Source organism: Winogradskyella schleiferi (assembly GCF_013394655.1).
GTDB classification, from domain to species: Bacteria; Bacteroidota; Bacteroidia; order Flavobacteriales; family Flavobacteriaceae; genus Winogradskyella; species Winogradskyella schleiferi.
Window position 1 is genome coordinate 2,374,446 of the sequence record NZ_CP053351.1, and the last position, 15,746, is coordinate 2,390,191.

Below are 15,746 nucleotides of genomic sequence, written 5' to 3' on the forward strand. Positions count from 1 at the left end.
TTTATTTGCTAGTTTTCCCAATCCTGAAGCCTATCCAAATACAAATAGCTTTCCACAAACTTTCGGTGTTCTGCACTGGTCATTTTTTCAACCAAATTCAATGCTGAAATATAACTTGCCAAATTGCCGTTAGAGGAACTAAATTTACCGTCTTCTACAAATGTCACGAGACTATCGTTTTGTACTTTCAAATTCGGATATTCTTTTTGCAATTGTTCGCCTCCACCAATCCATGTGACTATTTTCTTCCCATCTGCAATTCCTGAAGCACCAATAAGCTGTGCACCAGCACAGTTGCTGACCACATATTCGGCTTCCTTGTTCTTCGCTCTAATAAAATTCAAGATTTTTTCATTGTGTACTTGTGCAAACATATCATAAGCACTTGGCACAAATAAAGCGGTCAATTCTGGGCAGTTTTCAAACGTATAATCTGGTACAAAGTGCATCCCTTCTTCGGTGGTGATAGGATCTTTAGTCTCGGCTATAGACACCACATTAAACAATTGTTTTCCGTCTGCCGATGGCTTTGCAAAAACGTCTGAGGTCGCAATAACCTCAATTTGCAACACACCATTGTACATTAAAAGTCCAATAGTTGGCAATTCCGGTATAAATGGCCTTAGATGCTTGGTTTAAGTATCTGTTTCAATATCAGATTGTTTTATGGCTTCGCTATTGGAATTCTTATTTGATTTGTTTGAATTACAACTCATCAAAATAGCTATAACTGTCAATAATGTTATATTTCTTAATTTTTCCATTTTATATAATTTTTTTTAGTACATGACAAAAATTGATAGTATGGTATATTTTTAATTTTGCCGAAGGGAAAAGAATTCGTGCTAATAATTTCGTTTCGAATGCATTGATTGAAAGTTCATTTTGAAATATTACGTTTTACTACTATATATTTTGCCACGAATACACGAATTCAATCGTTTCTTATAATATAAAATAATTGACTATCTATATCACAAATAAAATAGACCTAAGGTCTGTTCCAAAAATCTATATACTTTCGATTTATCGCAGATATAAGATTCGAGTATTCATGGCAAAAAAATTCATTCCTTATATTTTTGTCATATACTTAAATAATTTTTGAGATATAATAAGCCCTAACCCACTTTTGGATACATTAAATATTCAACCAACTTATATTTGAGATCGTTGTTTTCATCTATCTCATAAGTTACAAAAATCTCACCCCAAAATTCTCCATCAGTAAAATTGGCAATGATCCATTTATGATTTAAAATCCGAACTTTATTGATTAATAATTTAGAATCTGTCATGGAAACGTAAGGCACAATGGGGTGATCCTCGCCTTCATAATCATTCATATTATAAAGACCCTCAATAATTGCAGGAATCAATTTTTCCGTGTTATAACCTTGTGCTTCAAAATACGTTAAAGCATCCTCATTGCCTTCAATATTAAAATAACCCAATTCAAAATTCTGCGCTTCCAAAGTTTTAATCCGTTCTTCACTTTCTGAAAGTTGGGATTTTACGGTCACAATATCTTTTTCGTATTTATCAATGATGTTTTTTGAGTTCACATATTGAAAAATGAGCAGTAATACTGAAAAAATGAATAAATACATTAAAATTTTATGCTTCATATCTAAATGGTAATTTGCAAGTTATCGTAAGCTAAAAAAACGTTTTCTGGTAAGTTTTGTTGTACATCATCATGAAATCCCAAAAGGTGACTAACATGTGTTAAATAAGCGCGTTTAGGATTCACACGTTGAATAAATTCCAAGGCTTCTTCTAAATTAAAATGTGAAATATGTTGTTTTATCCTTAGGGCATTTATCACTAAAACCTCTAAATTTTGAAGTTTTTCTATTTCTGCGTCAGTAACTGTTTTCATGTCCGTTAAGTAAGCAAAATCATGAAAACGATAGCCAAAAACAGGAAGCTTATAATGCAAACCTTCAATAGGAACCACATTAAGATTTCCTGCTAAAAAAGGTTCGTTTTTTATTTCAACTTGCTTCACAGTTGGCACACCAGGATATTTCTTTTCTGTTGTAAAAATATAGTCGAAGCGTTTCTCTAAAGCCTTAAAAACGCGTTGATGCGCATACAATGAAATATCGCCTTGACGAAAGAAAAATGGACGAATATCATCTAATCCCATGGTATGGTCGGCATGCTCATGGGTAAAGATAACACCATCAATTTTCGTGACTTTTGCCCTGAGCATTTGTTGTCTAAAATCGGGTCCACAATCCACAACAAAGGTATAATCGTCCCATTCTACCAAAACCGAAACCCGCAAACGTTTATCCTTAGGATTGTCGCTTAAACATACAGGATGATCGCTTCCTATAATGGGAATTCCTTGTGATGTACCAGTACCTAAAAATGTAACTTTCAATCTCTATAAGTTTAGCACTGCTTAATATTTAAGCGGAATAACAAAAATAAACTTATTTTTTTGTTTGCGATAGTAAAACTGTACCTTTGCTTGTAACGATATAAACCCAATTTCTATGAAGGATGTAACGTACACGGGCGACACGGAATTTGAAAATATTCCATCACTTAAAGACAAAGCCTTACGAATTAATCTTAATGCCGATATTTATGGTACCTTTTCTGAAATTGGAGCAGGACAAGAAACGGTTAGACAGTTTTTTAGAGCTGGAGGCGCTTCTGGCACTATTGCCAAAGCCATGTCTGCCTATGACAAAGACTTTAGTGATGCCATTTATGGTATTGAAAACGACAAGCGTTATGTAACTGAGGCAAGACTTCGTAAAATGCTAAATCATGAAGTGGGTTTAATGGAAGAGCGCATCACTAGAGATAAGCATCCAAACAAAATTTTCTTCTCTTATGCTAATACGGTTGCCACCATAGATTTTGCCAAAAAGTACAAAGGTCACGGTTGGGTCGGCATAAAATATCAAGTTGCACCAGGTGCAGATTATAACGATATTGTTCTTCATATTCGTTTTAAGGAAACGGATGCACGTTTACAGCAAGAGACGCTTGGTAAATTAGGAACCAATTTAATATATGGCGCGTTTTATAAATACAATCAACCTCGAAAATTATTACGTTATTTATACGATCACTTAGATAAAGACCAGTTAGAAATTGATACTATTAATTTTGCAGGTCCTGTATTTAAAAATATAGATAACCGATTAATGAGTTTGCAGTTGGTCAAAAATAATATGACCGATGCCGTAATGTTTGCACCAGATGGTAATAATGTTTTACCTGCTCGTGTTCTCTACAAAAAGAATATCTTAACACTTAGAGGTAGCTTTAGGCCTGTAACCAAGGTGAATATGGATATGTTTGAGAAATCTTACGAAATGTTCATTAAGGAAAATAAAGTTGATAAGGACAAAACCCAAGTAATTTTCGAAATTACCTTATCCAACTTAAGAGCTGAAGGAAAAATTGATGAGCAAGATTTTATGGATCGAGCGAAACTTTTGTGTTCCCTAGGACAAACCGTATTGATTTCCAATTTCCAAGAGTATTACAAACTAGTGGAATACTTCTCTCAATATTCTAGAGCAAGAATGGGATTAGCAATGGGTATTAATAATCTAGTTGATATTTTTGATGAAAAATATTATCGTCATCTAAGTGGTGGCATCTTAGAGGCCTTTGGAAAACTCTTCTATAAAGATTTACGGGTTTATTTATATCCAATGCAAAATGACGATGGCAGCTTAACTACTAGTGAAAACCTTAAAGTGCATCCACGTATGAAAGAACTTTACAAATTCTTTAAATACAATGGTAAAGTTGTGGATATTTCTGAATATGACACATCTAACCTTGATGTTTTCTCTAGAACTGTTCTTAAAATGATTGCGAATAACGAGGACGGCTGGGAAAGTATGCTTCCAGAAGGTGTCTCTAAACTAATTAAGGAAAAAAGCTTGTTTGGTTACGAATCGGAGGAAGTTATGCATAAGAGTTAAACCAACAAATTATAATATAAAAAAATGCGTGCTGATTGAAATTTTCAGCATGCATTTTTATTTACTATAAGCGCAAGTTATTGCTTGCTATATTTTTCTACACAAGCCTCAATGCAAGGGTAATATAGCATTAAGGAATTTCCTTCTATGACAAATGAATAGTTCCAATTAGGAATCGATTCTTGACAATCATTTGGAGTAATAACAGAATCAACTTCAGAATACGTACCACTAGACGCATTGCCACCAGCTACAAACATAGAACATAAGTCGCCCGTAGATGTAACCGTTCCATCATTAAAAAAAGTTATGGTCTTATCACTTTCAACAGCCTGAAATGTTCCGCTGCCATCACCAGGATCAATGTAAACCTCTATTAATTTCCAATCACCAATTATTTCAGAAGTTTGTGTATTTGATTCGTCATCGTTGTTACAAGATGATAATATGAATAGTCCAAAACATAAATAAACTAACGTTTTCATATCAACTGTTTATTTAATAGATGAAAAAATTACAAAAGGTTGCGTACAAAAATTAGATTTCCAGAATAGCTTATTAACTACAATTTAAGATTCTAAAATCTGCTCCGTATGAGCTTTAGTTTTTACTTTGGTAATAACATCTTCCAGAACGCCATTTTCATCAATTACAAAAGTAGTTCTGTGAATACCATCATATTCCCTTCCCATAAATTTCTTCGGTCCCCAAACTCCGAAAGCTTCAATAACCGCTTTATCTTCGTCAGCTAACAATGGATATTGAAATCCGTATTTATTTTTAAAGTTAGATTGTCTTTTAGCACTATCTGCACTGACCCCTAAAATTTCGTAACCTTGCGCTTTAAAGCGTTCATAATTATCATTTAGATTACAAGCTTCTGCTGTGCAACCAGGTGTGCTTGCTTTTGGATAAAAGAAAACGACTAATTTCTTACCTTTATAATCTGATAATGAGACTGTATTTCCCTGTTCATCTTTTGCCGAAAAATCTGGTGCTTTATCTCCTGCTTTTAAGTGTGTCATAATTATGTAAATTTGTTTCTGTAAAAATACAATGAATGACTAAGCAAGAAAAGGTAGATTTTGTTATAAATACGTTAAATCGAATATATCCTACAATTCCGATTCCATTAGACCATAAAGATCCTTATACCTTATTAATAGCGGTTTTGATGTCTGCACAAAGTACGGATGTACGCGTCAATAAAATTACACCTTTGTTATTTGAACGTGCGGACAATCCATACGATATGATTAAACTAAGTGTTGAGGAAATCAGGGAAATTATAAAACCGGTTGGCTTATCTCCAATGAAAAGCAAAGGTATACATGGTTTATCCCATATTTTAATTGATAAGCACAATGGCAAAGTTCCGAGAACCTATGAGGAACTTGAAGCATTACCTGCAGTTGGTCATAAAACAGCTGCTGTGGTTTTATCACAAGCTTTCGGTATTCCTGCGTTTCCAGTAGATACTCATATTCATCGCTTAATGTACCGCTGGAATTTAACCAATGGCAAAAACGTAGTACAAACCGAAAAAGATGCTAAACGTATTTTTCCGGAAGAACTTTGGAATGATTTGCATCTTCAAATTATTTGGTATGGACGAGAATATTCTCCTGCTCGTGGTTGGGATTTGGAAAAGGATATTATTACTAAAACTATTGGAAGAAAATCGGTATTAGATGACTATTATAAAAAGAAGAAGCGTTAGTTTTTAGTCTCTTTCTCAGTGTTTAGTGTCACGATAATAACATTAACAACGGTTTACGTGATAATCATCCATTAAAAGAAAAAACAATTCAATATTTAAAAGCCTTAAAACAAGAAAATCTCACGAAGCAAAACTAGGAAGAATTACGTTTAACAAAAAAATCCTGATGCTTTCACATCAGGATTTTTCCATTAAAATTAATTCAATTTAGAAGTGCTTCAAACTTCAATTTATTATAACTTATAACACTTAAAGCCTTTGAATAATTCAAAAGGAAACTTATCGTTTCGTCTTTTGGTTTTAGGTTATCATTTTTTGGGGAAGCATTAGAGTAAATTTGTGCCATTTTAACTATTTATGAGTTTATATATAGCAAAAACGCACTTTTATATGCTTTATTGTATCAATTTGTTAAAACTATATTATTTTGTTCTATTACTTTACGCATATTAATCAATGCATAACGCATTCTTCCCAATGCCGTATTGATGCTTACACCTGTACGTTCCGATATTTCCTTAAAACTCATATCTTGATACATACGCATCATAAGTACTTGCTTTTGATCTTCTGGTAATTCGTCAATAATACGTCGAACATCAGATTCTACTTGGTCTTTTATTATCGTTTTTTCAGCGTTTAAACTAGAATCACTCAACACAGAAAAAATACTGAAGTCGCCCGCATTTTGAAATTTTGGCATACGCTTATTTTTTCTGAAATGGTCAATAACCAAATTGTGGGCAATTCGCATTACCCAAGGTAAAAATTTACCTTCTTCGTTATATTTTCCTCGTTTTAATGTTCTAATGACTTTAATAAAGGTATCTTGAAAAACATCTTCAGTAACATCTCTGTCATAAACCTTAGAGTAAATAAAACTGTAAATTTTTTGCTTATGCCTTTCTATCAAAATAGAAAGGGCATTCTCGTTACCGTTAATGTAGTCGCTGACCAACTCCGCGTCTTGGATAAGTTCTCTTTTCATAATAATTACTTTAAATCCTAGTATTTTGGTACTAAGTTTGGGGTTAAAAGCTGTTTTTTTAAAGTAATATTATGCTATACGCAGTTGTTTTTATAAATGAATAAGTGTCAAATATAACAACAAACATTCCGAAAAAACAAAAAAAAAGCGTAAAATTTAACTTTTTGTCGGATAAACAGTCCCTTTTATGGATGAAAATAGAATTAGACCAAAGATGATACTTTCTATAAATGAATTATGTGTGTAATTTTAATGATTATATGCTATTATAGTATCTTTGCAAACTTAGATACCGAAAATAACCTATGAATTCTACTGTTTTAGACGTTAGCCCAAAAGAAAACATCATAATAAAAGGAGCAAAACTCCATAATCTTAAAAATATCGATGTTGTTATCCCGAGAAACAAACTGGTGGTAATTACAGGCTTATCGGGTTCAGGAAAGTCGAGTTTGGCGTTCGACACCTTGTATGCAGAAGGACAAAGACGCTACGTAGAAAGTCTAAGTAGTTATGCACGCCAGTTTTTAGGACGACTGAATAAGCCCAAAGTTGATTATATTAAAGGTATCGCTCCAGCAATTGCCATTGAGCAAAAAGTGAATTCTACAAACCCACGTTCCACGGTTGGCACGACGACTGAAATTTATGATTATTTAAAATTACTATTTGCAAGAATTGGGAAGACCTACTCGCCTATTTCTGGCAACGAAGTAAAAAAGCATACCGTTTCCGATGTCATTAATTTCATTTCAAAATTTGAAAAAGGCACTAAATTATTACTCTTAGCACCTATTATATTAGAAGAAGGACGCTCGATTGAAAATAAACTTCAAACACTTCAACAGCAAGGCTATGCTCGTATTAAAGTAAAAGATGAAGTCCTCAGAATTGATGAGGCCTTAAAATCAAAAATCAAAACGAACAAAGATCTTTTTTTAGTTGTTGATAGAATTATTTTTAAAGATGATGAGGATTTTCTAAATCGTTTAGCAGATGCGGTAGGAACTGCCTTTTACGAAGGTGTTGGGACTTGTATCATTGAATCCCTTTCCGACAATAAACAAACCGTTTTCAATAATAAATTTGAATTGGATGGCATGTCTTTTCTTGAGCCAAACGCACATTTATTTAGTTTTAATAATCCTTATGGCGCATGCCCAAAATGTGAAGGTTATGGTGATGTCATTGGTATTGATGATGATTTGGTAATTCCAAACACAGCATTGTCGATTTACGAAAACGCCATTTTTCCTTGGCGAGGCGAAAGCATGAGTTGGTATCGAGATCAATTGGTCAACAACTCCCATCACTTTGATTTTCCAATTCACAAACCCTATTTTCAATTGAGTGATGCTAATAAAGCACTCATTTGGAAAGGCAATAAATACTTTGATGGTCTGGATGCTTTTTTTTCTGAGTTGGAATCGAAAGCCTATAAAATCCAAAATCGAGTGATGCTTTCACGGTATCGTGGTAAAACGAAATGTAATGTCTGTAAGGGTAAACGTTTGCGTGAAGAAGCCAATTATGTAAAAATCGATGGTTCTACTATTACTAATTTAGTTGATTTACCGATAGATGAACTGGTGGTGTTTTTCAAAAAATTACAACTGAATGACCATGATTTCAATATTGCTAAACGACTTTTAACAGAAATCAATACACGCCTAGGTTTCTTATCTAATGTTGGCTTGAATTATTTAACATTAAACCGAAAATCGAACACACTTTCTGGTGGTGAAAGTCAGCGTATCAATTTAGCTACCTCTTTAGGAAGTAGTCTTGTTGGTTCCATGTATATTTTAGACGAACCTAGTATTGGCTTGCATCCAAAGGATACTGAACGTTTAATCGAGGTTTTGAAATCGTTGCGGGATTTAGGTAATACCGTTATTGTGGTTGAGCACGACGAAGATATAATGAAAGCAGCCGATTCCATAATTGATATCGGACCAGAAGCCGGAACTTTTGGAGGCGAAGTTGTTGCCGTTGGAGATTTTGAAGCCATTTTAGATTCAGATACATTGACGGCAAAATATCTTAATGGTCAAATGGAAATTGAAGTGCCCAACAAACGAAGAACCTCTAAATATGGTATTGAAGTTGTTGGTGCTCGCGAGAATAATTTACAAAACGTTGACGTGACGTTTCCTTTAGAAATGCTAACCGTAATTACTGGAGTTTCAGGAAGTGGAAAAAGTACCTTGGTTAAAAAAATACTCTTTCCTGCGGTACAAAAGAAGCTAACGGGTTTTAGCGATAAAATCGGACAGGTTTCAGAAATAAAAGGAAATTACAGTAATATTCAGCATGTGGAATTTGTGGATCAAAACCCAATTGGTCGTTCTTCACGTTCTAATCCTGTAACCTATATAAAGGCTTATGATGACATTCGTGCGTTGTATGCTTCCCAAAAATTAAGTGATATTAGAAATTATGCTGCAAAACATTTTAGTTTTAATGTTGATGGTGGCCGTTGTGAAACCTGTAAAGGCGAAGGCGAAGTGACGATTGAAATGCAGTTTATGGCAGATGTGCATTTAACTTGTGATACTTGTGGTGGAAAACGTTTCAAAAAAGAAGTATTGGAAGTTAAGTTTGAAGATAAATCCATAGATGATATTCTGAATATGACTATTGATGATGCTATCGATTTCTTTAAAACCTATAAGCAAACAAAAATCAAAAAGAAACTACAACCGCTTCAAGATGTTGGTTTGGGTTATGTGACTTTAGGTCAATCCTCTTCTACCCTTTCCGGTGGTGAGGCTCAACGTATCAAACTTGCCACGTTCTTAGGAAAAGGTAGTAAAAGCGATAATGCACTCTTCATTTTTGATGAACCAACCACAGGACTTCATTTTCATGATATCAAAAAATTATTAAAATCATTTCAGGCTTTAATCGCTAAAGGCCATTCCATTATAGTGATTGAGCACAATATCGATTTAATTAAATGTGCAGATTACATCATCGATTTAGGACCAGAAGGTGGAAAACATGGCGGACAACTCGTAGCTTCTGGTACACCTGAAGAGATTGCAAAAAATAAAAACTCGGTGACTGGAAAATATTTGAAAGAGAAATTGTAAGATGGAGTTATCTAATAGGTCTGATGATATTTCAATTGATTTTAGAAAATTCGATTTTATTAATAATGAGACAAATTCGCTAAAATCTAAAGTGTCAACTTTACCTCTAAAATCAGGTGGAGCAAATTTCACAACGCATGTTCTGATAGAAGAATCGAGTTCTAAAATACTCTATAAACCTTCAACTGGTGTGGCACTTTTCAACTTTATATTTCTTGCCGTAGGTTTAGGTGTTTTATTTTTTGGACTATATCCTCTATTAAACAATGGCTTCGATTTTGCTGAAATCGAGTGGTTTTTATTGTTATTCGGACTAATATTTGCCACAGCAGGCGGATTAATGTTTTATTTCTTCTATATGCCTCGTGTTTTTGATAAGCAATTAGGCATTTATTACAAAGCCTATAAAATTGACGTAAACACAATAAAAAAGGATACTTCAAAAAAATATATACCGTTAAAATCTATTGTTGCCATTCAAATTATTGGCGAACACGTAAGAAGTGATAAGGGGTCTTACAAAAGTTTTGAACTCAACTTAGTTCTGAAGGATGCTACTAGGAAAAATATAATAGACCATGGCAATCTCAAAGCAATTATTATTGATGCTGAAATTTTGAGCCAATTCTTAAATATTCCTATTTGGCATGCTGGTTCTATTGAAGATTAATAGAATAGAAATGCGATAAGCCCCAAAATTACTACTGCAGTTGGAATGACTATAGCTATAAAAGTAAAGGTTGCCACACTACATTTAAACCAACTTAAAATCCAACCTTGTCCATAAAATCGTTTTAATGCGATCATTAAATATATAAAAGTCGATAAGGCAACAAGCCAATCAATCCAGTCTGGTATCTCCCAAATTAGATTAAGACCAAAAATGACACTGAAAACGGTAAACAAATATGAAAAAAAGTAAAAACTAAAGACCAAATGATGTGCGTATCTACCTTTTCTGAGATACAATAACTTAATTATTAGTGCAAAAATTGGCAACAGGAAGAACAATGCTATTGGTATGGTATCATAAAACGCTTGCAACACATTACCGCCATCCCTAGCTTGATAAAACTTGAGTCCTTGAGCGTACAATTTTCTCATAAACCAGCCATCGTCTTCTTCCATGCCCATGACTTTATAAATTTCTTCGTCAGAAGCACCTACATCAATTAATGAATCTATCTCCTTCTCATTAAAACCCAATGAAAAATCAGTTTTCTTAGGAATCTTTTCTAAATTTACAATAGAATCTATCTCCCTATCTGACATTTTTGTGAGCCATTTATTATCCTCAAGTGCCTTTCTTATTTCGGTTCTAGTTAATGAATCTTGAATTTTCAAATTAACCTCTTTCTCTTTTGCTTTGATCGAATCCAAAACAACCACCTCCTCATCTGACCTTAACGTTTTTTTAAGTTCCTTATTTAAAGTATTCGCCTGTTCTCTTGCACTAAATGAAAAAATAAAAAAGAATATCACAGAAATAAATAAATACATCTGCGCTGGATGTAAATACAATAAGCGTTTTCCTTTAATAAACTCTTTAGGTAGATAACCCGGTTTAAATAGCAACGGGATAAAGCTCTTAAAAAAACGAGCATCAAATGAAAAGTAGTTGCTGATCGTATTGTAAAACAGAACTCCAATAGTTAACTCATCGTTAGTTTTTTGTCCACAATGTGGGCAAAATTGAAACCCTTCTTCATAAGGTTTTTCACAATTTTTACAATTAACTTGATTGGTGCTCATGGTTGATGGTTAGTCTTGGTTTAAAAATACTAAATTTTATAACACCATTCGTCTTCTAGAAAAAGAGTCTAAATTAAAATTAATTCAAATCTAAAACTTATAAATCAACTAAAAATCTGAATTTCAAGTACTTAAATATTTTGGCACGCTAATTGAAAATCCATAACCCATAGCGTAAGTCCAAAAGTCCTAAACGAAATAGCGACTGGGCAAATCTAAAAACCTATAAATTATGAAAAGACAAGTACTTTTTATGGCAATGGTGTTAATAGGGTTAACATCAGCCACAGCGACAACAGCAGGAGATGCTGTTTTAATTGGGGAAGATTATAATACTGCGCGCAATCGTTATGTACAACCTATTTTGTTTGTAGAGCGAGGTGTGGAATTTTTGGTCTTTCCTGATGGTAGCTTCGATTTTAATACCGAATTATTTTCTCGTATCCCAAAAGACGAAAATTATTTCTACAGACGTTCTAATACAAGAACAAGACGTAGCACCAACAGAACTTATGGTGCACCTGGAACAACTTACAATGTTAGTGAAAGCGGTGTTTTAATTAGACACGACAACGAAGGACGCGTGAGACGAATTGGAAACGTGTTTATCAATTATGATAGACAAGGACGACTTAAACGTGTTGGTTCGGTGTATTTGGGATATAGAGGACATCAATTGGTGCAAGTCGGTGGTTTAAGAATTCTAACAAATAGACATGGTGAAGTCATCGGAACCAAAGGTTTTGTAAATTATAATAATCAAAATTGTGGTATTTGTGGTATAACCGGTTGTTCTGTAGATCATTTTGATGATTCAAATTATGATAACTGGAATGATGATGACTCAAACAACAACGATTATGATTATTACTATTATAGAAAAGGTGGTAAAACCTTGAAGCAAAAGAAAATCAAATTTTGAGATTTTGATTGATTACCAAAAACCCTGAATGTTTCCCCAAGCATTTCAGGGTTTTTAATAATAAAATAATGAGTAGATTTTTACTATCAATTCAAACAAATCAACTAATAATCAGTAATTTAAAAAAGTGGCACGCTGTTTGTTTAATATATTACGAGTTTAATTTAAAACCCAATTATTATGAAACGATTACTATATTTATTTGCAGCCTTTGTCGCTATAAGCACAACTGCATTCGCAACCAACACAACGACATCGGAAGCAGAAGCTTCAATTAATACCTATGTGAGAGGTTATGGTAATTCTTTCATATTTAATGAAGCCGGAATTGAGTTTTCAGTTTTTGCAGATGGTCAGTTTGATTTTTATATACCAAACTACGGTCCAGATGTAAGCGTGAACATTGATAGACCTGGTTTCAGTTTAAGCTTTAACTCTGGTTACGATTACAACCCTTATGTACAGTATGATAGTTTTGGAGCGATTATTCAAATTGAAAATACGCCAATCTACTATGATTACTACGGACGTGTCAATCAGATTGGAAACATCTTTATCAACTACAATAGTCTTGGTAGAATTAATAGAGTTGGTGGACTTAATGTTTATTATAGAAACAATACGTTCTGGAGATATGATGGCTATATCAACAGTTATAACAGAGCCTATGTTTACAGACCATGGCACCGATTTTATGCTGTACCTCATGTAAACTTTTGTATTGTACATGTCAATCCGTACAGACAATATTATGCACCTGTAAGACATATTTATTATAGACCTTATACTAATAACGTCAGATATTATAATATTGGAAGACGAGATAACGGTTATGCTGTGAGACGTTCTAATTCTACAAGAAGAACCAATAGTTATGCACAAACGCCGAGAAATGAAAGAGAACGAACTATTAGGACTCGTGCGACACGAAATAATAGAACAATAGCCAGCACAAGAGCTTCACGTTTAAGTGAAACTAATGCGACTAGGACAAGCACAACTCGTAGTGCCGATGCAACTTCTAGATCTAATTCTAGAGTTTCGACACCTACTAGAACAACTAGAAATGATAGAGCAATTACCACACGTTCAAATACTAGAGTGAAAGCTCCAACAAGAACGACTAGAACTAATAAAGCTATTGCGACACCTTCTAATACAAGAGTGAAAGTTCCAGCAAGAACAACGCGTAGTACTAATTCGTTTTCAACACGAAATACGAATAAAAATGTGACCAGAACAAATAGAACTGTGTCTAATAATAAAACAAGAACTACTTCGGTAAGAAAACCGCAAGCGACAAATTCTCGTACATATAATAACAGAACGTCGCAAAACATTAGACAGCGAAGTACTGTTCAGAATAAAAGAAAATCACCGTCTGTAAAAAGCAGATCAAATACAAGTAGAATGAGCAACCAAAATTCTACAAGATCTAGCTCAAGACGAACAAGAGGATAAAAAGTTTTTTTGGTTGGTTGGATGTCCCGTATGATGTATGCCTCAGAGCACCTTACGGGACATTCTTATATTTATATTCCTGCGAAAGCAGGAATCTCGTTTTACACATTACTTTATTACGAAGATGAAAAACGTGTTAGTTGCAAAGCAAATCATATATACCTTTAAAAAGCGATGAGCTGATTAAATTCAGTAATAATCTTTGCGAATAAGAATAATTTCTAAAACGATTTTGACATTTGGCAACAAAAGCGTGATTCAAATTAATAGGTTATTTTCACGTTCGAATTCAGTTTCAACTTCAAATTCAATTTCAACTTCACAAGATTACTTCAACCGCAAATACTTCCTTATCTGACTCGAAATATCCACAGAGACATTCAATTTGTAAATCATAATTAAATAAACAAAACCGATTAATGCAGATTTCAAAGTGATGTTCAGTATGGGATGAAATGGAAATTCCCAAAAGTAAAAAGCCACTGACATCACTATCAATACTATAACAATCTTTACCGAGCCTATTGTAAACGGTAACATATTGAATTTCCGCTTTACAAATATAATTTTGATCGTGTTGTAAATAAAAACAGCTAAAAATGTTGCAAATGCTGAACCTTCGATGCCATAAATAGGAATAAAAACAGCATTCAAAACAATGGCCATAATCGCCAATAAAACCCCAAAAAATAAGACCATCCTATAATAATCACTGTTGAATAATATAGCATTATTATTTCCTAAGCTGTTGTCATAAAGTTTTGCTAAACTAACAATTAAGACTACAAAAAGACCTCCTGTAAATTCCTTCGGCAGAATCTCATACAACTGATTGATATTTAAAATAATCAACAAAAAGATCAAACCACTGACCACCAAAAGCGTCATAGAACTGCGTCTGTACAAATCTTCTAAAGACAAATGATCTTTTTCATTAAGGTACTTAGCCGTTAGCGGTAACATAATTTGGTGCATGGCTCGTTGTGGGACCGCAACAACCGTAGCAATAAATATAGCAACACTGTAATAAGCGACCTGTTCAATATCCGGTAACATTAGGCCAATCATAAACTTATCGATATCGAGAATTAACATGGCAACGGAACCCGCAATAATCATTAAGCCAGCATACTTCATTATTGAAAATTGATTCTCTAATTTCTGAAATTTTAACTTTGGGAACCTTACCGAATACGCATAAAGTTTCATGATTACCATTCGTAAAACATAGACTCCAACGAGGGCGATGATAAATTGGTCCACTGAGAGCCAATCTAAATACACGCCAAACAGTAAAAACATAATACAGACTCTATGAAAAATCTCTTTCATTAAGTTTCCAAAAACGGTTTGCATTTGCACTTTGGTCCATGCAAAAAAGATTTCGAAATAAGCCATAGACACCGCCAAAACAAAAATATGCCAAATGTAACTTTCTACGATTTGGTTTTCATTTGAAAGCCAATCTACAATAGTATCATAGGCAAAAAAACCAATAAAAACAGTTGGGATTATAAACAGTAGTGGCAGAAACAACATCAAGGTCAGAAAACTATTGATGCTATTTTTTGATTTAAAAGTGGAATAGAACTTTACAATGGCATTATGAACTCCAAATGCCATAAAAGGCATCATAATATTCGCTGCTGAAAGTAAAAATGCCACCAAACCATAATATTGATCTGTTAAAAAATTGGTATAAAGAAAAAGCGTATTAATGGCTCCAATCCCGAAACCCAAATATGTGGTTAAGGTGTTTTTGAAAGATTGGTTTAATACGATTCCCATAGTTTTACCAAATGAATATTAAAATGGTTGATAGTAAATTTGAATTATCACTTCTTTA

15 protein-coding genes are annotated in these 15,746 nt (G+C 33.6%); 6 read left to right on the forward strand and 9 right to left on the reverse strand.

The window, feature by feature from the left end:
• Positions 1-8: 8 nt before the first annotated feature.
• The 4 genes from HM990_RS10285 to HM990_RS10295 all read right to left on the reverse strand — a co-directional run bounded on the left by HM990_RS10285 (position 9) and on the right by HM990_RS10295 (position 2,392).
• On the reverse strand, positions 9-605 hold the full coding sequence (locus tag HM990_RS10285; RefSeq protein WP_317166908.1) for a DJ-1/PfpI family protein: 597 nt from the start codon (positions 603-605) through the stop codon (positions 9-11).
• Between the two features lie 30 nt (positions 606-635).
• Positions 636-764, reverse strand: coding sequence for a hypothetical protein (locus HM990_RS19955; protein WP_317166909.1), 129 nt, complete (start codon positions 762-764; stop codon positions 636-638).
• A gap of 357 nt (positions 765-1,121) precedes the next feature.
• Positions 1,122-1,628 carry a hydrolase gene (locus tag HM990_RS10290; protein WP_229719246.1) on the reverse strand — a complete coding sequence of 169 codons (507 nt, stop codon included), beginning with the start codon at positions 1,626-1,628 and terminating at the stop codon, positions 1,122-1,124.
• A gap of 2 nt (positions 1,629-1,630) precedes the next feature.
• Complete coding sequence (locus HM990_RS10295) at positions 1,631-2,392, reverse strand: MBL fold metallo-hydrolase (RefSeq protein WP_178988855.1); 762 nt, start codon at positions 2,390-2,392, stop codon at positions 1,631-1,633.
• A gap of 115 nt (positions 2,393-2,507) precedes the next feature.
• Between HM990_RS10295 and HM990_RS10300 the strand changes: the two genes are divergently transcribed.
• Positions 2,508-3,962: a TonB-dependent receptor gene (locus HM990_RS10300; RefSeq protein WP_178988856.1), complete on the forward strand. Its 1,455-nt coding sequence runs from the start codon at positions 2,508-2,510 to the stop codon at positions 3,960-3,962.
• Positions 3,963-4,039: 77 nt separating this feature from the next.
• Here HM990_RS10300 and HM990_RS10305 read toward each other — a convergent pair whose 3' ends face one another.
• Together HM990_RS10305 and bcp are read right to left on the reverse strand one after the other, a co-directional pair.
• Positions 4,040-4,447 (reverse strand): lipocalin family protein, encoded by a 408-nt coding sequence (locus HM990_RS10305; protein WP_178988857.1) that lies wholly within the window; start codon positions 4,445-4,447, stop codon positions 4,040-4,042.
• Between the two features lie 84 nt (positions 4,448-4,531).
• Positions 4,532-4,987, reverse strand: coding sequence for a thioredoxin-dependent thiol peroxidase (bcp, locus tag HM990_RS10310; RefSeq protein ID WP_178988858.1), 456 nt, complete (start codon positions 4,985-4,987; stop codon positions 4,532-4,534).
• A gap of 35 nt (positions 4,988-5,022) precedes the next feature.
• Between bcp and HM990_RS10315 the strand changes: the two genes are divergently transcribed.
• On the forward strand, positions 5,023-5,682 hold the full coding sequence (locus tag HM990_RS10315; RefSeq protein WP_178988859.1) for an endonuclease III domain-containing protein: 660 nt from the start codon (positions 5,023-5,025) through the stop codon (positions 5,680-5,682).
• Between the two features lie 403 nt (positions 5,683-6,085).
• Here the strand turns inward: HM990_RS10315 and HM990_RS10320 are convergent, their stop codons facing one another.
• Positions 6,086-6,670: an RNA polymerase sigma factor gene (locus HM990_RS10320; protein WP_178988860.1), complete on the reverse strand. Its 585-nt coding sequence runs from the start codon at positions 6,668-6,670 to the stop codon at positions 6,086-6,088.
• Between the two features lie 305 nt (positions 6,671-6,975).
• Here HM990_RS10320 and uvrA point away from each other — a divergent pair, with 305 nt between their 5' ends.
• Both uvrA and HM990_RS10330 read left to right on the forward strand, forming a co-directional pair.
• On the forward strand, positions 6,976-9,765 hold the full coding sequence (gene uvrA, locus HM990_RS10325; RefSeq protein ID WP_178988861.1) for an excinuclease ABC subunit UvrA: 2,790 nt from the start codon (positions 6,976-6,978) through the stop codon (positions 9,763-9,765).
• Between the two features lies 1 nt (position 9,766).
• Positions 9,767-10,435 carry a hypothetical protein gene (locus tag HM990_RS10330; RefSeq protein ID WP_178988862.1) on the forward strand — a complete coding sequence of 223 codons (669 nt, stop codon included), beginning with the start codon at positions 9,767-9,769 and terminating at the stop codon, positions 10,433-10,435.
• On the opposite strand, the gene HM990_RS10335 is transcribed toward HM990_RS10330, so the two are convergent.
• Positions 10,432-11,517, reverse strand: coding sequence for a DUF3667 domain-containing protein (locus HM990_RS10335; RefSeq protein WP_178988863.1), 1,086 nt, complete (start codon positions 11,515-11,517; stop codon positions 10,432-10,434). The genes HM990_RS10330 and HM990_RS10335 overlap by 4 nt on opposite strands.
• Positions 11,518-11,749: 232 nt before the next feature.
• On the opposite strand from HM990_RS10335, the gene HM990_RS10340 reads away from it, so the two are divergent.
• Both HM990_RS10340 and HM990_RS10345 read left to right on the forward strand, forming a co-directional pair.
• Complete coding sequence (locus HM990_RS10340; RefSeq protein WP_178988864.1) at positions 11,750-12,439, forward strand: hypothetical protein; 690 nt, start codon at positions 11,750-11,752, stop codon at positions 12,437-12,439.
• 180 nt (positions 12,440-12,619) lie between these two features.
• A complete protein-coding gene (locus HM990_RS10345) occupies positions 12,620-13,900 on the forward strand; it encodes a hypothetical protein (protein WP_178988865.1) in 1,281 nt (426 codons plus the stop codon).
• Positions 13,901-14,227: 327 nt separating this feature from the next.
• On the opposite strand, the gene HM990_RS10350 is transcribed toward HM990_RS10345, so the two are convergent.
• Positions 14,228-15,688, reverse strand: coding sequence for an oligosaccharide flippase family protein (locus HM990_RS10350; RefSeq protein ID WP_178988866.1), 1,461 nt, complete (start codon positions 15,686-15,688; stop codon positions 14,228-14,230).
• Positions 15,689-15,746: the final 58 nt, after the last annotated feature.